Origin of the sequence: Streptomyces sedi (assembly GCF_006335015.1) — a bacterium.
GTDB classification, from domain to species: Bacteria; Actinomycetota; Actinomycetes; order Streptomycetales; family Streptomycetaceae; genus Streptomyces; species Streptomyces sedi.
In genome coordinates this window covers 230,194-245,258 of the sequence record NZ_VDGT01000001.1, presented here as the reverse complement: position 1 = coordinate 245,258, position 15,065 = coordinate 230,194, and the positions used below count along the sequence as shown (strand labels likewise).

17 protein-coding genes are annotated in these 15,065 nt (G+C 69.4%); 6 read left to right on the top strand and 11 right to left on the bottom strand.

Translation table 11 applies throughout. The features are described 5' to 3' along the window. Positions 1-5: 5 nt before the first annotated feature. The 8 genes from FH715_RS00950 to FH715_RS00915 form a co-directional block, all read right to left on the bottom strand. Positions 6-1,493 carry a glycosyltransferase family 4 protein gene (locus FH715_RS00950; protein ID WP_139640053.1) on the bottom strand — a complete coding sequence of 496 codons (1,488 nt, stop codon included), beginning with the start codon at positions 1,491-1,493 and terminating at the stop codon, positions 6-8. 60 nt (positions 1,494-1,553) lie between these two features. Then, on the bottom strand, positions 1,554-2,966 hold the full coding sequence (locus FH715_RS00945) for a GNAT family N-acetyltransferase (RefSeq protein WP_170184588.1): 1,413 nt from the start codon (positions 2,964-2,966) through the stop codon (positions 1,554-1,556). 53 nt (positions 2,967-3,019) lie between these two features. Continuing rightward, positions 3,020-3,793: a sugar phosphate nucleotidyltransferase gene (locus FH715_RS00940; RefSeq protein ID WP_139640051.1), complete on the bottom strand. Its 774-nt coding sequence runs from the start codon at positions 3,791-3,793 to the stop codon at positions 3,020-3,022. A gap of 57 nt (positions 3,794-3,850) precedes the next feature. Further along, positions 3,851-4,807: a Gfo/Idh/MocA family protein gene (locus FH715_RS00935; RefSeq protein ID WP_170184586.1), complete on the bottom strand. Its 957-nt coding sequence runs from the start codon at positions 4,805-4,807 to the stop codon at positions 3,851-3,853. 8 nt (positions 4,808-4,815) lie between these two features. Further along, the gene (locus FH715_RS00930) at positions 4,816-6,111 is read right to left on the bottom strand and encodes an NDP-hexose 2,3-dehydratase family protein (RefSeq protein ID WP_170184585.1); all 1,296 of its coding nucleotides are present in this window, start codon (positions 6,109-6,111) and stop codon (positions 4,816-4,818) included. Between the two features lie 50 nt (positions 6,112-6,161). Further along, entirely contained in the window at positions 6,162-7,280 is a 1,119-nt protein-coding gene (locus FH715_RS00925; RefSeq protein WP_139640048.1) for a DegT/DnrJ/EryC1/StrS family aminotransferase, read from the bottom strand. Positions 7,281-7,664: 384 nt separating this feature from the next. Next, complete coding sequence (locus FH715_RS00920; RefSeq protein ID WP_139640047.1) at positions 7,665-8,447, bottom strand: aminotransferase class IV family protein; 783 nt, start codon at positions 8,445-8,447, stop codon at positions 7,665-7,667. A 67-nt stretch (positions 8,448-8,514) separates the two neighbouring features. After that, the gene (locus FH715_RS00915) at positions 8,515-8,751 is read right to left on the bottom strand and encodes a hypothetical protein (protein WP_139640046.1); all 237 of its coding nucleotides are present in this window, start codon (positions 8,749-8,751) and stop codon (positions 8,515-8,517) included. A gap of 161 nt (positions 8,752-8,912) precedes the next feature. Here FH715_RS00915 and FH715_RS00910 point away from each other — a divergent pair, with 161 nt between their 5' ends. The 3 genes from FH715_RS00910 to FH715_RS00900 all read left to right on the top strand — a co-directional run bounded on the left by FH715_RS00910 (position 8,913) and on the right by FH715_RS00900 (position 10,189). Further along, positions 8,913-9,758, top strand: a complete 846-nt coding sequence (locus FH715_RS00910; protein WP_170184584.1) for a helix-turn-helix domain-containing protein — start codon at positions 8,913-8,915, stop codon at positions 9,756-9,758. After that, the gene (locus FH715_RS00905) at positions 9,751-9,927 is read left to right on the top strand and encodes a DUF397 domain-containing protein (RefSeq protein WP_139640044.1); all 177 of its coding nucleotides are present in this window, start codon (positions 9,751-9,753) and stop codon (positions 9,925-9,927) included. Before FH715_RS00910 ends, FH715_RS00905 begins: the two co-directional genes overlap by 8 nt. An 85-nt stretch (positions 9,928-10,012) precedes the next feature. Beyond that, positions 10,013-10,189 (top strand): DUF397 domain-containing protein, encoded by a 177-nt coding sequence (locus tag FH715_RS00900; protein WP_139640043.1) that lies wholly within the window; start codon positions 10,013-10,015, stop codon positions 10,187-10,189. Here the strand turns inward: FH715_RS00900 and FH715_RS00895 are convergent. Next, on the bottom strand, positions 10,186-11,124 hold the full coding sequence (locus FH715_RS00895; RefSeq protein WP_139640042.1) for a LysR family transcriptional regulator: 939 nt from the start codon (positions 11,122-11,124) through the stop codon (positions 10,186-10,188). The genes FH715_RS00900 and FH715_RS00895 overlap by 4 nt on opposite strands. 114 nt (positions 11,125-11,238) lie before the next feature. On the opposite strand from FH715_RS00895, the gene FH715_RS00890 reads away from it, so the two are divergent. Then, positions 11,239-11,766, top strand: a complete 528-nt coding sequence (locus tag FH715_RS00890) for a DapH/DapD/GlmU-related protein (RefSeq protein WP_139640380.1) — start codon at positions 11,239-11,241, stop codon at positions 11,764-11,766. Positions 11,767-11,846: 80 nt separating this feature from the next. Here the strand turns inward: FH715_RS00890 and FH715_RS00885 are convergent, their stop codons facing one another. After that, a complete protein-coding gene (locus FH715_RS00885) occupies positions 11,847-11,984 on the bottom strand; it encodes a methionine/alanine import family NSS transporter small subunit (protein ID WP_139640041.1) in 138 nt (45 codons plus the stop codon). Continuing rightward, on the bottom strand, positions 11,984-13,540 hold the full coding sequence (locus FH715_RS00880; RefSeq protein ID WP_139640040.1) for a sodium-dependent transporter: 1,557 nt from the start codon (positions 13,538-13,540) through the stop codon (positions 11,984-11,986). Before FH715_RS00880 ends, FH715_RS00885 begins: the two co-directional genes overlap by 1 nt. 213 nt (positions 13,541-13,753) lie before the next feature. Between FH715_RS00880 and FH715_RS00875 the strand changes: the two genes are divergently transcribed. Together FH715_RS00875 and FH715_RS00870 are read left to right on the top strand one after the other, a co-directional pair. Further along, the gene (locus FH715_RS00875; protein ID WP_139640039.1) at positions 13,754-14,113 is read left to right on the top strand and encodes a histidine triad nucleotide-binding protein; all 360 of its coding nucleotides are present in this window, start codon (positions 13,754-13,756) and stop codon (positions 14,111-14,113) included. Positions 14,114-14,126: 13 nt separating this feature from the next. After that, a complete protein-coding gene (locus tag FH715_RS00870; protein WP_139640038.1) occupies positions 14,127-15,035 on the top strand; it encodes a ribonuclease Z in 909 nt (302 codons plus the stop codon). The last annotated feature ends 30 nt before the right edge of the window (positions 15,036-15,065 follow it).

The following is a 15,065-nucleotide window of genomic DNA, read 5'->3' as shown; positions in this document are numbered from 1 at the left end:
CTCTCCTAGTCCCGGACATAGCTGAGGCAGCTCTCGATGTCGAAGCGCCCCCAGTCCGCGGCGTGCTCCAGGCCGGCGGCGACGGTTTCCCCGGGCAGCTCCCGCGTGGCCCGCAGCACGTAAGCGCAGACCTCGCCCAACCGTTCGGTCGACACGCCGCTTGACCAGGCCAGGTAGTAGAAGCGTTCCGCCCCGGGCCCGAGCGCGCGGAACTCCTTGTCCGCCGTTGACAGCACCAGTTCCTCGACGGCGAGCGGAGCACGCCAGGGCGCGTCCAGTGTCGGAGCGCGCCCCTCAGGGAGGGCGAGGTCCTCCCACAGGGCCGCGCCGATCGCCTCCCAGGGAACGAACTCCCGCGCACGGTGGCCCGCGGCCAGCTCCGCGTACAGCTCCGCGTACTCGACGGCCAGAGTGCGGGTCGACAGCCGCTCGGACAGCAGGCGCGCGTCCTCGACGAGCCGGGCCCGCGCCTCGGGGCCGTTCCACAGGGCGCGCAGCGCGTCGGCGATCAGGGCGCCGTCCGGTGCGTCCACGTACATCGCGCCGGACTCGCCGCCCAGATACTCGCCGATGCCCCCGGCCCGGGTCGCGATCACCGGACAACCCGCTGCCTGCGCCTCGATGTTGACCAGACCGCCGCCCTCCGACTTGGACGCCACGACGGTGGCGAACGCGCTCCTCAGCAGGGAGGCCGCCTCCTCCAACGGCACCTCCCCGACGAAGTGGACGCGGGAGGACAGGCCGAGCCTCTCGGTGTACTCCTCCAGGGCGGCCCGCTCGCTGCCGTCACCCGCCACGACCAGGCACAGCTCGGGAATCTCGTCCCTCAGGTGGTCGAGCGCCTCGATCGTCCTGTCCACGGACTTGGCAGGTTCCAGACGCCGCAGTGACAGCACATAGGGCCCCCAGGCCGACGCGTCGCGGTGGGGCTCGGCGTCCGCGAAGAGGCCGTGGTCGATCCCCACGTAGAGGGTGGGCACCGGCGCACGGTCACCGAGCAGCAACTCGGTCTGCCGGGCGAGGTCGTCCGACGCCGCGTTCAGCAGGTCGGCCCGCCGCATGGCCGGCAGAACCAGGTCCCGGCCGGTCAGCCAGACGAGTCGCGGATCGGGGTCGACCACGTCTGGGATGTCGTAGCCGCCGACCGTCTGGATGACCGGCACCCCCCACAGTCGGGCAAGCAACTCGGCGACCAGCGGCAGCGGCCGGCGCAGGCCGACGACATGGATGACGTCCGGCCTGTGGACCTCGCGGACGAACTCCCGCAGCTCGTCCGACAGCGCCCGGAAATCCGAGGGCAGCACGGTGTTGGGCACGCGGTGCACGCGAACGCCGTTGCGGACCTCGCGCGTCGGAGTGGTGGGCGGCACGTGCCGGGTGAGCACGTCCACCCGGTGCCCGCGGGTGACCAGCTCGGCCCCGAGCTGGTCTATGGGGTCCTGCGCGCCACCGGTCACCGGGTGGTACACGCTGCACACGAAGAGAATGTTCACTGGTTCCGCAATCCTCGATCCGGTTCCTGCCTCGACTCGTCGCCGGCCGGCGACCGGGGATCAGCGGTCGGACTTGTACCGCTTTCCCTTCGATCCACGCACTTCCTCCACGGGGAACCGGTCGATGTTGACGGCCAGCTTCTTGTCCGCCGCCTCGATCAGGTCGAAGTCGCAGTAACGGGCGAACCGGATGAGGTAGTTGAGAATGTCCGCCGCCTCGAAGGAGAGCTTGGCCCTGAACCCACGCTCCGAGCCGAGCAGTTCGACGATGTCGGCCTCGCTGAGCCACTGGAGCTCGGCGAGCAGCTCGCCGGCCTCCCCGCCGACCGCCATCGCCAGGCTGCGCGCCTCCTCCAACTCGTCCCAGCCGCGGTCGCGGACGAACGTGAGGAAGCGCTCGGTGTAGGCCTTCAGCCGATCGGAGTCACGCCCCAGGTGGGTGGTCTCGCCAGGCAGCCAACCCCACTGGGCGGCGACCTTCTCCGCAGAGTAGGCCTGCGGGAGCAGTCCTTCGAGCGTCCACATCTCACTCTGGAACGCCGCTACCACCTCGGGGTCCACGTGCTGGTGCGTGTAGAGCTTGTGTGTCCTCCCCTCGGCCCAGCCCTGCGCGAACCTCAGGGTCTCCCGCAGCGCCCGCCGTGAGGTCGCACTGAGCGGCATCAGCTTGACCGAGCCGCCCTTCTTCGGGCCGAACGCCACGACCGAGCTGAGGACATCGGACTCGTAGCCGAGGTAAACCTCCTTGTACTTGGCCTCGACCGCACCGGAACTCCGCCGTTCGTGCCCTGCGACCAGGGCGCGCACGAACTCCTCGTCGATCCCGTCGACGAAGACGTCCATACGCGATATCAGGAAGTGTTCCAGCTCCTCGTACCTCGACGGGGAGTACTCCTCGAACTTCAGTGGCTCGGGCGCCGGGGCTGGGTCGTCGTCCTCGACGTCGTAGTAGATCGCGTGCTCGACGACGCCAGGGCGGTACTGGCTGTTGGACTGCGAGCCGCATGTCCAGCCCCGGTTGAGATAGAAGGTCTCGATCCAGGAGCTGGGTTCGGCGACCGTGCCGTAGAGCTGCCGCACGCCGCGGGCTTTCGCCACCTCGACGGATTTCGCGAGCAGTGCGGAGCCGGCGCCGTTGGAGCCGCGGAAGTCCGGATTGACGATGAGCGGGCTGATCTTCATCGTGCCCTGGCGCTTCTCAGCGATGTTCATCACGCCGACGACCTCGCCGTCGGCCTCGGCGACATACACGTGCTGGGTCTTCGAGAAGTGGCCCACCGGGTCGCGTCCGCCGCCCAGGTGCGCGTCGATGATGCGGTCCGCCTGGGCAACGTGGTCGCCGTCGTAGTTCCGCCGGAGGGAGCCGTGCAAAAGCGCCCGGATGACCGCGCGATCCGCCTCGGTCGCGTCCCTGATGACGATCTCGTCGCTCTCGCCGGACGGCTTCTCGTTGTTCTTCTGCTGAGTGGTCAAGGCAACTCCCCGAGACTTGCGTGAGGTTAAGGCGTGTCCGGTGGCCGGACGGATCAGGCGAGCAGGCGACGGCGGGCGACGGCGGCGTCGACCAGCCGGTCGGGCGTGCCCACGTCGAACCAGCCGGCCTCCTCCGGGACGGTCACGGTGGCTAGGCCTCCGTCGTCGATGTACGACTCCAGGAGGGACGTGATCTCCAACTCGCCCCGGGCGGACGGGACGACCGACTCCAGCCGCTTCCAGAGCGAGCCGTCGAACGAGTAGAGGCCCGTGCACACTTGGCCTCCGTAGCGCACGTCGGCCTTCTCCCGGACACGGACGACCGTCCCGTTCTCGTCGCTCTCGACGATCCCGAAGTCCCTCGGGTCCGGATGCTCGATGACCGCGACGGCGGCGCCGCACCCGGTGGTCTCGAATGCCCCGAGGATGCCGCCGGCCCAGGCCGAGTCGTGCACGTAGAGCGTGTCTCCGAGTGCGACGACGACCCGCTCGTAGCCCTCGGGCTCAAGATGCTCCCGGGCACAGGAGATGGCGCCGGCGATGCCGTTCGCCTCCCGCTGGACGACCGTACGGATCTCGCTCTCCGCGTAGCCGAGCCACGACGGGATGCTGCGGTACGTCGGTTCGTCCTCCGCGTTGCAGACGAGAACGAGGGTGTCGACGCCGCACTCCGCCATGACCTCCATGGAGAAGGCCACCGCAGGTTTGTCGTACACCGGGAGGAGATGCTTGTTCACCGCGCGGGTGGTGGGAAACAACCGTGATCCGGTGCCTCCCACCAGCACGATTCCGGCGACTCGTTCACTGACAGGGTTCAGTTCCCCCATTGCCTACCGCCTTCTGACCCGCAGTGGGGCCGTGGTCGATCCGTGGTCGGGAGTGGGTCAAGCGGGAAGAGGTGCCGTCGCCTTTTCCAGGACGGCGATGCGGCGCAGAATTCCGCGATGGTCGACGAGTCCCGCCGTCCCGGTGTCCCGCACGTGTCTGGCACCCGCGCTCAGACAGGCGCGGGTCGCGTTGGCCGGCGCGGAGGTCGCGACGACCGCCGACCCGGGCGCGCCCGGGCGTCTCTCGACCACCCGGACAGGGGAGTCCACTGGCGGTGAGAACGCGCGCAGCAGCTCCAGCCGCCGCCGGCTGTCCGCGACGACGACGCTGTTGGCGTAGGAATCGCCGATGGCCCACGAGCCGGTGTAGGTGGAGAGGCGCCCGTCGACCAGGCGACTGGTGAGTGCCGTGCCGCCGTCGGTCTCCGCGCCGCCGAACATCACCGTGCCGATGCCCAAGTCCTCGGCGACGGCGCCCAGCCGCAGCAGCGCGTCGACGCAGTACGTCCCCAGGTCGGCGGCGGCTCCTCCGTGGCGGGGATGCAGGCGGAAGTCCGTCGGCACCCGCCCCGGGATACGGAAGACGGCGGAGACGGATACCGGCCCCGTCCAGCGCTGGCGGCGCACCCGGGCCGAGAAGTCCGCCCAGGCCGGGTGGTACGGGTAGGACAGGCACTCGAAGATCGTGCGGCCGCACGCGCGCGCCATGCCGTCCAACTCCCCGGCCTCCTCGGCCGTCAGACAGACCGGCTTCTCGACCAGCACGTGCTTTCCCGCCGCCAACGCCCGGCGGCAGTCGTCGAAGTGACGGCCGGTAGCGCTCGACACGTAGACGGTCTCGACGTCCCGGTCGGACAGCACCGCGTCGCGGTCGGCGTACTCGATCCCCTCGGCCCGCGCGTCGGCGCCCGACCCCGGGGTGTGGTCCGTGCCCACGAGGAGACGCGAGTCGGGTGCGTTGAACTCCTGGAGAAGCGGTGCGGTCCTGCGGCTCAGGTACTCGGAGTTGCCCATTGCCGCGATCATGTTGTCAGGACCCCGGTCGCGAGCAGTCCCTTTACCATCACCAGACAGGTGCGCAGTTCGACGCCGAGCCGGTCACCGCGCTGGCCCAGCGCCTCCACCTCGCGCAGCGTCATCCAGCGGCCGGCCGGCCGTTCGCCCGCGGCGTCGGACAGCAGTCCCAGTTGGTAGGTGGTGAGGGCGCCGCGGAACCTGCCGCCTTCCTCGGCGTGCACCACCGCGTGGACCGTCGCACAGCGGGCCAGCCCCGACGCCTCCTCGCTCATCGACAGGCGCCGCGCGCCCGTGGCGTGGTCGGCGATGTCGCCGCGCTGGAACCGTGCCTCCAGGCTGGCGCCGCGCACAGAGCCGATCCGTACCCGGTCGGCCACAAGCAACTCAAGTCCACGCACGCTCCGCTGCATCAGCAGCGTGCACTGGCCCATGCCCGCCGGCGCGAGCAGCGGCTGATCCCAGGAGGCGACCTCGCGGCCCTGGCCCTCGACGCGACAGCCGACGACGGAGAAGAAGCGGCGCTGTCGGTGCTCGATGTTGTCGGCCATGTACCACTCCGACAATCGGCGCAGCGGCACCAGCGCGGGGGACGAGCGCCCTACCGGCGGTTCCAGCCCGCGGGTTGGGGGCTCCTCGGCGAGGTGGGGAACGACGGGTGAAAGGGCTTCCAGCGGCCACATGGACAGGACGGAGCGCAGGTCCATATTGAGCAGTCGACTTTCCAAAGCCGCTGCCAACAGGACTCGTATAGGAACCCATCGACTTTCTGGGAGGGACCGCGCGACTTCGACTGCCTCGGAGGGGGCGAGGCGGACGACTCGGTTCCGGTTCACCTTCCCGAGAAACCAGGACTCCTGTTCACGCTGGACCGCGTCGGCGAACGTGCGTACGTCGTTGGAGAGCGCGATCTCGGCGGCCGGCACACGTGTTCCACCATGTGCGGCCTCGTAGTTGCTGCGGGTGGCCTGCACGGTTGGCGCGACCTCGACGCCGTCGGGGGTTCCCGGCTCGAACTTGAAGGTGATCAAGCCGTGGAACTCGCCGTCGAAAAGTGTGACGAACAGGCACAACATTCCGACTTCGTGTTGCTCGATGAGGGGTTGTTCGAGAGGGTGAAGCGGGTCTGAGGTGTCTCGCGCGCCGACGATCCGGAAGAACCTTCCCGTCTCGTGGGCCAGGGCCCCTTCCTCGGTCAGAGACCAGCGGCGGAGGTCGGCCAGCGGCAGCGGAAGAACGCGCGCGGTCAGGGAATGACGCCGACGCAGGCACTCCGAGCGCAATTCCCCCACGCTGTCGATCACTTGTGTGCAGGGTCCGTCGACAACGTGTGTGCCTCCCCTTGTGCGCGTACTCATGCCACGCACCCGAGAAGTCGGTCGCAGACACGGTCGACATCGTCGACGTCGAGGAGCGGATGGATAGGTAGACAGATGACGTCCCGGGCGAACCGCTCGGCCACCGGCGTGGAACGGGTCGCGCCAAGAGGGAATTCCCCCAGCGGTCGAAAATAGATCTCGGACTGGATTCCCGCGGCGCTGAGCTCCTTGCGGACGCGGTCCCGTTCGGGGACCAGGACCGGGACGGCGAAGCCCCCCGACCGGTCGGACTCGTGGCGCTCGTGGACAAGTTCCACCGGGGAGTCGGCCAGCTGTTCCCGGTAGCGACGGGCGATCGACCTGCGCTGACGCAGCTTCTCCGGCAACGTTTCCAGTTGGGCGAGGCCGATCGCGGCCGCGACATCGCCCATGTTGTACTTGAAACCCAATTCGGGAATGTCGTAGGGGTTCGACCAGGACCGGGCGCCCATGTCAATCCCGAGTCGGCGCAGCTTGCTGGCGCGCTCGGCGGACGCGGCGTCAGGAAAGGTGACGCAACCTCCTTCGCCGATGGCGAGGGCCTTGGTCGCGTGGAAGGAATACGCCTGGATGTTCGGGGACTCGCTCATCGGGCGCCCTCGCCATGTCGAGCCGATGGCGTGGGCGCAGTCCTCCACCACGGTCACGCCGTGGCGGGCCGATATCTCGTTCAGGCCGGCTATGTCGCAAGGTATGCCGGCGTAGTGAACGGCGATGACGGCGCTGACGTCCGGCTCCGTGCGGAGGATCTCCCGTACGGAATCCAGATCGAGGTTGCCCGTCGTGCGTTCGATGTCGGCGAGAACGACGCGACACCCGTGTTGGAGCGCCACCGCAGCGGTTGAGACAAAGGTGTTGGCTGGCACGATCACGGCGCTGCCCCGGGGGACGTCTGCCACCACCAGAGCAAGATGAAGCGCCGCAGTACCGGAATTGACGGCAACCGGATGCTTGCCGATCAGTTCCGACTTAGCCAACTGTTCCTCGAACTTCTTAGTGGCCGGTCCAAGGCCGATCCAGCCAGATTCCAGAACCATACGGAGTCGCTCTATCGAGGACGCGGCCACTTCTGGTCTGTACATGCTGATTTCACGTTTCTGCGGGATGGACTTCATCCTCACGCACCCCCTTAACCACGTGTGTGGCGACACTGCGGTGAAACCTCAACTGGCCTTGCGCACGGCTGTGCGCGCCTCAACGGGATTCCCCAAGCCCGCGTCGGATCGGTGATGAGACCAGACCCTATCTCGACTGTGATAAAACGTAAAGCTTCCGCCTGGGAGGGGTGTTCGGGGGTGGTCGAGCGTCGCGGTGCGCGTACTTGCGGAGCGCGCCGTAGTGACACGCGCCCCCTGCCAGGGGGTGCCTGCGCGAGGCCCCCCTCGGGGGGCCTCGCTGCTGCGGCCGAGCGTGTCGACTGTCGGTGTTACGTTAAACGAATCCGGCCGCAGGGGCCACCGGTAAGTGTTCGGGGTCGAGCGGAGGCGGCCCTGCCCAAGCTACGGGCGCGCGCCGTGGAGCCCCAGGTACGTCGCGCTCAGACGCTCCAACGTCGGGTGCTCCACGGCGAGTTCGATCCCGTCCAGGGAGGCGATGGGGCGGACGCCGAAGCTCGTGTTCGTCGCGAACGCGGCGGCCATGTTTCCGGCCTGCTCCGGGGTGACGACGGCGACCCGGTGTGTTGCGCTCTCTTGGAGTAGCGCCATGGTGACGCCGGGCAGCACGTCTCCCAGCGGCCACACGACGGCGCCGCCCTGGTCGACGAAGCCCACGTTCCAGCTGCTCCCCTCGGTCACGTGACCGTCGCGGTCAATGAAGAGCGCGTCGTCGTATCCGGCGAACTGCGCCGTGCGGCGGGCGTGCAGAGCGCCGAGGAGGCCGACGTGTTTGACCGGCGGGAGGTCGCGTTCGTACCTGACACTCCGGACGCGTAGCGGCGGGAGCGGCCCCGTGGCCGCCGCGCGTACGGTCACCAGGACGTGCGGGTCGTCGGCCTCCGCCAGGTGCCCCAGGTCGGTGCTGGGGTCATAGATCGTGACGCGCACGACGCAGGGCGACTCATGCCCCGTCAGGCTGCGGCGGACGAACGCGCGGACGCGCGCGGTGTCCAGCTCGGCCCCGAAGACGGTCGCGCAGTCCCGGGCGAGACGCTCCATGTGCAGTGACAACCCTCTGACGGTGCCGTCGGCGTCGACGCGCATCGTGGTGAAGTGCCCCAGGTTGGTCAGCGCCAGCGGGAGCAGCTCGGCGGTGGATACCGGCCTTCCGTCAAGTGTCACCATGCCGATCAGTGTCTCAGGCGACTGCGCGACTCCTCGCGCCGTTGGGCCCGGACCGCCTCCGGCGGCCTCAGATCGGCCGGTGGTCGGGGTGTTGGCGCAGGAAGATGTTGAAGTCGGTGACGTAGGACCAGTCGCGCAGGTACTTGGCGCGGTCCCTGCCGTGGGAGAGGCGCAGGCACTCTGCGCATCCCTCGACGGGTTCGGGTTCGGGCAGCGCCGCCCTGCCCATGGGGTCGGTGGGCAGGGGGCCTTCGGGGAGTCCGAGGTGCGGGGCGAGGTAGTCGGCGTGGGACTGGAAGATCACGGCTGGGCCTCCACTTTGTTTGGGAATAACCCGGGCCGGCCTGCGGGCGGTCCGGAGTCGCTCTTGCGGGGGAACTTCCTCAGCAGAGCACATACAAAGCCGTGAGCAGTGGGTACATTGGCCGAAATTCAAGTCCAACCGGTGGGTTATGGGGGGAAGTTGTGGCAAAGAAGCAGGTCAACGGGGACGAGGCGGGGAAGCTCGGCAGTGGTTTGAACGATCTCGTGTTTCTCGGTTCCGAGATCAAAGCCGGCCGTCTGGGGCGCAGTCTCACTCAGGAGCATCTGGCCAAGGCCACGGGTTACAGCCTGAGTTACGTGTCCAAGGTGGAGTCCGGGCTGATCGTTCCGTCGCAGCGATTCGTGGAGGGCTGCGATCTCGCGCTGGGGACGGACGGGTTGTACGCGCGGCTGCGGGCCCGGGTGGTCAACACCGGCCTCCCGGCGTGGTTCCAGCCGTTCGTCCAGCAGGAGCGGAAGGCGCGGTGGATCACGGAGTATTCGTTGACACTCGTGCCTGGTCTGCTTCAGACGGGGGACTACGCGCGGGCATCCTTCGAGGCGTACGCGCCGGAGGCCACGGCCGACGAGATCGAAGCACAGGTGAAGGCCCGGCTGGAGCGCCAGCAGGTACTCGCGGGTGAGACACCTGCGGTGTTCTGGGCGATCCTGCACGAGTGCTGCCTGCGTATCCCGGTTGGTGGCCGAGGCGTCATGCGGGCGCAGCTCGCTCATCTGGTGACGATGGCGGCGCTGCCGCAGGTGACGCTCCAGGTGCTGCCGATCGAGTTGGGTGCCCCTCCGTCAGCCGACCCGATGATCATGCTCCGACAATCAGACGGCCTGGAATGCCTGTACTCCGATACAGTGATGGGCGGCCAGCTCAGCAATGACGAGGCTCGTCTGAGCGATGCGGCCCGGAGGATCGAGCGGCTGAAGGCTGATGCGTTGGCCCCACGACACTCAGTCGCTCTTCTGAACCAACTGGCTGAGGAATTCCATGAGTGAGCAGCGGTGGCGTACGTCGACTTATACCAGTAGTAACGGCGGAGCCTGCGTGGAGGTCCGGGACGGGGTGCCGGGTGCGGTGCCGGTTCGGGACAGCAAGGTCAGGGGCGACGTGGTGACGTTCGGGGCGGATGCCTGGAGCGCGTTCGTGCGGCACGTCGCGCGTTAGATCCGTTGCGCGTTGCATCCATGCGGCGGGTTGTCCTGAACGGGCGGCCCGCCGTTGGTCGTTGGCCATACCGAGGAGGTAATCCGTGAGTGAGCAGCGGTGGCGCACGTCGAGCAACAGCAGTGGTAACGGCGGAGCCTGTGTGGAGATCCGGGACGGGGTGCCGGGTGCGGTGCCGGTTCGGGACAGCAAGGACAAGCGGGATGTCGTGACGTTCGGGGCGGGCGCCTGGAGCGCGTTCGTACGGCACGTCGCGCGTTAGATCCGTTCCGCCCAAGCCGCTGGCACCCACGCGTCGTCGGGGAGCCGTGGGCCCGTCGCGCGGAGGTGGTCGCGGAGCGCGGTCAGGACGGGGTGGCGGTCGTCGGTGCGGGTCAGCAGCATGTGCGGGTAGACCGGGGTCGGTTGGTGCAGCGGGATGCGCCGCAGGTCGTGGGTCTCGGGCCAGAGATAACGGTCGCCGCCGCCGACGAGGGTGGCCAGGGAGGGCGACTCGGCGAGTGCGTCCATCAGGGCCTCGTCCCCGAAGTGGGGGCCGAGCGCGTCGATGCTGAGGCCGAAGGTCTCGGAGAGCGCCTGGTAGAACGCCCCCCACTCCGTGCCGGGCCTGATCCCGGGGACCCAGATGCGGTGGCCGGCCAGGTCCGTTGGCCGGACCCGTGACGCGCCGGCCAGCGGGTGGCCGGGCCCGACCAGGAGTTCCAGGGGCGCGTCGAGCAGCCGTTCGGCCCTGATCCCGGCCGGGACCCGGTCGTTCGGCAGGGCTCGGAAGGACGCGTCGACCGTTCCCTCCCGCACCGCCTGGGCGGCCTGAGCCGCGTTCTCGTCGCCGAGGGTCACCGCGTCGAGGTGTGGTTTCTCCTGGTGGGCGCGGTAGAAGCGGTACACGGCCTGGGCCGGCGCGATGCGTCGGTGGAGTACGTCGACGCGGAGGGGACGGCTGCCGGGGCGTATGGAGCGTTCGGCCTGGTCGACGGCCGCGAGGATGCGCCGGGCGTGGGGGAGGAAGACCTGGCCGTCCAGGCTGAGTCGGGAGCCTCGCGGGGTGCGCGTCAGGAGGGTGACCCCGAGCTGTCTCTCCAGGGTGGCGACCCGCTTGGAGGCCGCCTGCTGGCTGATGCCGAGTTCGTCCGCGCCCGCCTGGAACTGGCCGGTCTCGGCGACGCACACGAGCGTGCGCAGGGCTTCCACGTCCACGCCGTCAGGCTAACCGCACAACTATTGGTTGTGTCCGGGGGGTTGGGTGGTTGTTTGATCGCCGGCTTCTCGTGCTGGTGTGATCGCCGCATGTCCACCCGTACCGAGCAGGTCATGTATGTCAGAACAGCCGAGTTCGCACGTCATGCGGCGCGCATCGAGGAGGTGACCGACGCGACGTCCCGGCTGAACGTGTTGCCCTTCGGCGACAGGGAGGGTCGCGCCGCACTACTCGCCGTTGTGTTCGGCGGGGCGCTCCCGGAGTCGGTGACGCTCTACCCGCCGTTCTTCACCGAGTGCGGGCTGCACACGACGTTCGGGGAGAACGTCTTCGTCAACCAGGGCTGCACGTTCATGGACAAGGGCGGGATCAGCATCGGGAACGGTGTCATGATCGGTCCGAGGGTGAGCCTGATCACCGGGGGGCATCCGTTGCCGCTGGCCGAGCGTCGCGCGTATCTGTCCCTCGCGCCGATCGTCGTCGAGGACGACGTGTGGATCGGGGCGACGGCCGTGATCCTCCAGGGAGTCACCATCGGCGCCGGGGCGGTGGTGGCCGCGGGGGCGGTCGTCAGCCGCGACGTTCCCGCCGGCACCCTGGTCGCGGGGACGCCCGCCCGGGTGGTCAAGTCGGTCGACTGAGTCCGCCGGCCGCTGCCGCGTGACGGACGGCGGGCCGCCCCCGTTGGCGATGTGGGGGCGGCCCGCCGGTCGTTCGTGGGTCAGAGCGGGTGCGGAACGTCCTCCGGGTCCGGCTCCTCGGCGTCGGGGTGGCCGCGGAGGTTGAGGATGGCGGCGATCAGGCCGCCCCACACCACCAGCATGGCGACGATCATCATCACGATGGCCGAGGTGGACATCAGGCGCTCCTCTCCGGCGAGTCGGCGGATTCTGGCCGGTCGGCGGATTCGGGATGGTCGGCGGCCGGCCTGCGGCGGAAGAGCAGGGCGAGCACCACGCCGACCAGCAGCGCGCCGCCGGCGACGCCCCAGCCGGCCCAGAGCAGGAAGTCCGTCGAGTAGCCGCCGTAGTTCTCGTCCAGCTCGTGGCGGAGGCTGTCCACCATCATCCAGGTCAGCACGAGGGGCGTGATCACCCCGAGGCAGATCCGCCACCACCTGCCGAGGCCGACGGACGAGGTCGCGTCGGCGTTCCGTTGCAGCGCGGGGAGTTTGCGCAGACCCCAGCTGACCGTGATCAGCAGCACCAGGCCGGCGAGCGCGATGCCGTACTGGTTGATGAAGTGGTCGGCTGTGTCCAGGAAGTAGAGGCCGCTGTCGTTGGCGAAGAGCAGCAGCGAGACCAGGGCGACGGCGCCGCCCACGCCCAGCACGGCCGGCACCCGGGCCAGACCGGTGCGGTCCTGCACGGCGGCGACGATGACCTGCACGATGCTGATCAGCGAGGTGAGGCCCGCGATCACCAGGGAGACGAAGAAGAGCACGCCGAAGAGCGCGCCCATCGGCATCTCGGAGATGATCTGCGGGAACGCCACGAAGGCCAGCCCCACGCCGCTGGACGTGACGTCCGCGACGCCGACGCCCGCTGCCTGCGCCATGAAGCCCAGCGTCGCGAAGACCGCGACGCCCGCCAGGATCTCGAACGAGCTGTTGGCGAACGCGGCGACCATCGCCGAACCGCTCAGGTCCGACTTGCGGTGCAGATAGGAGGCGTAGGTGATCATGATGCCGAAGCCGACGGAGAGCGAGAAGAAGATCTGGCCGTAGGCCGCCACCCACACGCTGCCCTCGCTCAGCGCGCCCCAGTCGGGAGTGAAGAGCGCGTTCAGGCCCTCCGCGGCGCCGTCCAGGGTGAGCGCCCTGACCACCAGCACCAGGAAGAAGCCGACGAGCAGCGGGATGAAGACGATGTTGGCCCGCTCGATGCCCCGGCGGACGCCGAACGCGAGGACGACCAGGGTCAGCACCCAGACCGCCACCAGCGGCCAGGCGACGCCCGGCACGAAGGTGGAGACCTCGCCGGGCGTCTCGTTCAGCTTCAGGAAGTCGTTGTTGAGGAAGCCCTCGGGGTCGTCGCCCCACGCCTGGTCGAACGAGAAGCCGGTGTAGCGGACCGCCCAGGCCAGGATCGCCGCGTAGTAGGTGGCCACCACGAAGCAGATCGCCACCTGCCACCAGCCGATGGCCTCGGCCGGTTTCGCCAGCTTTCTCAGCGCGCCGGGCGGCGAGGAGCGGTACTTCCGCCCGATCGTGTACTCCAGGATCAGCAGCGGGATGCCGGCGGTCAGCAGCGCGGCGAGGTACGGGATCAGGAACGCGCCGCCGCCGTGCTCGTAGGTCACGGCGGGGAAGCGCCAGATGTTCCCCAGCCCGATGGCTGATCCGATGGCGGCCATGAGGAAGCCCAGCCGGCTTCCCCACTGCTCGCGCTGCGGCTGTGCGGCCTTGGTCGACATGGTTCTGGAGGTCTCCTCGGGCGACTGCTCGCTTTGCTCGCATTGATGGTGGAACGAATGACCGCTGCACGCTACCAGTCGGCCACTTCCCTCGGAACGGACTCACGGGCCGCGATCCCCGCGCCGTCAAGGGCGGGGAAGTCCGTGGCCGGCGCCGAGGCGATACCATCCTTCGGTCACTGCCCAGCGTCAAGGCACGGGAGGTCCCGGGGGATGGCCGGAGAGCCGCAGGCTGACTGCCTGTTCTGCAAGATCGTGGCGGGCGACGTGCCGGCGACGGTGGTCAGGGAGACGGAGACCACCGTCGCGTTCCAGGACATCAACCCGCAGGCGCCCAGCCATGTGCTGGTGATTCCCAAGGCGCACTACCCGGACGCCGCCTCGCTCGCCGCAGGCGCGCCCGAGGTCGCCGCCGACGTGCTGCGTGAGGCGGGCGCGGTCGCCGAGCAGGAGAAGGTCGCGGGCAACGGCTACCGCGTCGTCCTCAACACCGGCGCCGGCGCGGGGCAGACCGTCTTCCACGCGCACGCCCACGTGCTGGGCGGGCGCGGCCTCAACTGGCCGCCCGGCTGAGGGGCGCCGTTCGATGGCCGGTCGTGAACTGGTGGTGCTCGGCACCGCCAGCCAGGTGCCCACGCGCCGGCGCAACCACAACGGGTACGTGCTGCGCTGGGACGGGGAGGGCATCCTCTTCGACCCGGGCGAGGGCATCCAGCGGCAGCTGACCCTCGCCGGGGTCAGCGCCCACTCGCTGAACCGGATCTGCGTCAGCCACTTCCACGGCGACCACTCGCTGGGGCTGGCCGGCGTGATCCAGCGGATCAACCTGGACCGGGTGCCGCACCCGGTGCCCGTGCACTACCCGGCGAGCGGGCAGCGTTACTTCGAGCGGCTGCGCTACGCCACCGCCTACCAGGAGACGGCCGAGCTGCGCCCCGCGCCGGTCGCCGAGGACGGCGTGCTGGAACGGACGGACGCGTTCACGTTGAGCGCGCGGCGCCTCTCCCACCCGGTGGAGTCCTTCGGGTACCGGCTGGAGGAGCCGGCCGGGCGTCGGATGCTGCCGGAGCGGCTGGCGGCGCTCGGCGTCAGCGGCCCCGACGTGGGGCGGCTGCGGCGCGCGGGGCGGCTTGGAGGGGTGACCCTGGACCAGGTCAGCGAGGAACGTCCGGGGCAGCGGTTCGCGTTCGTGATGGACACCCGGCTGTGCGACGCGGTGGGGGAACTCGCCGACGGCTGCGACCTGTTGGTCATCGAGTCCACCTTTCTGGCGGCCGACGAGGCGCTGGCCGAGGAGTACGGCCATCTGACGGCGGGGCAGGCGGCGCGGGTCGCGGCCGAGTGCGGGGTGCGGCACCTGGTGCTGACGCACTTCTCGCAGCGCTACCGCGACCCGGCCGCGTTCGCCGAGGAGGCGCGGGCGGCCGGCTTCACCGGCGAGCTGACCGTGGCGGAGGACCTCAGCCGGGTGCCGGTACCGGCGAGGGCCGGCTGACCGGCGTCAACCTGGCCTGATCCGGGTGCT

What these genes read in the sequence shown, in the direction of transcription:
- FH715_RS00925 (WP_139640048.1), bottom strand. Translation starts at nt 7,280, where the DNA reads ATGAAGTCCATCCCGCAGAAACGTGAAATCAGCATGTACAGACCAGAA.
- FH715_RS00880 (WP_139640040.1), bottom strand. Translation starts at nt 13,540, where the DNA reads ATGTCGACCAAGGCCGCACAGCCGCAGCGCGAGCAGTGGGGAAGCCGG.
- FH715_RS00940 (WP_139640051.1), bottom strand. Translation starts at nt 3,793, where the DNA reads ATGGGGGAACTGAACCCTGTCAGTGAACGAGTCGCCGGAATCGTGCTG.
- FH715_RS00870 (WP_139640038.1), top strand. Translation starts at nt 14,127, where the DNA reads ATGGCCGGTCGTGAACTGGTGGTGCTCGGCACCGCCAGCCAGGTGCCC.
- FH715_RS00875 (WP_139640039.1), top strand. Translation starts at nt 13,754, where the DNA reads ATGGCCGGAGAGCCGCAGGCTGACTGCCTGTTCTGCAAGATCGTGGCG.
- FH715_RS00935 (WP_170184586.1), bottom strand. Translation starts at nt 4,807, where the DNA reads ATGGGCAACTCCGAGTACCTGAGCCGCAGGACCGCACCGCTTCTCCAG.
- FH715_RS00885 (WP_139640041.1), bottom strand. Translation starts at nt 11,984, where the DNA reads ATGTCCACCTCGGCCATCGTGATGATGATCGTCGCCATGCTGGTGGTG.
- FH715_RS00905 (WP_139640044.1), top strand. Translation starts at nt 9,751, where the DNA reads ATGAGTGAGCAGCGGTGGCGTACGTCGACTTATACCAGTAGTAACGGC.
- FH715_RS00920 (WP_139640047.1), bottom strand. Translation starts at nt 8,447, where the DNA reads ATGGTGACACTTGACGGAAGGCCGGTATCCACCGCCGAGCTGCTCCCG.
- FH715_RS00890 (WP_139640380.1), top strand. Translation starts at nt 11,239, where the DNA reads ATGTATGTCAGAACAGCCGAGTTCGCACGTCATGCGGCGCGCATCGAG.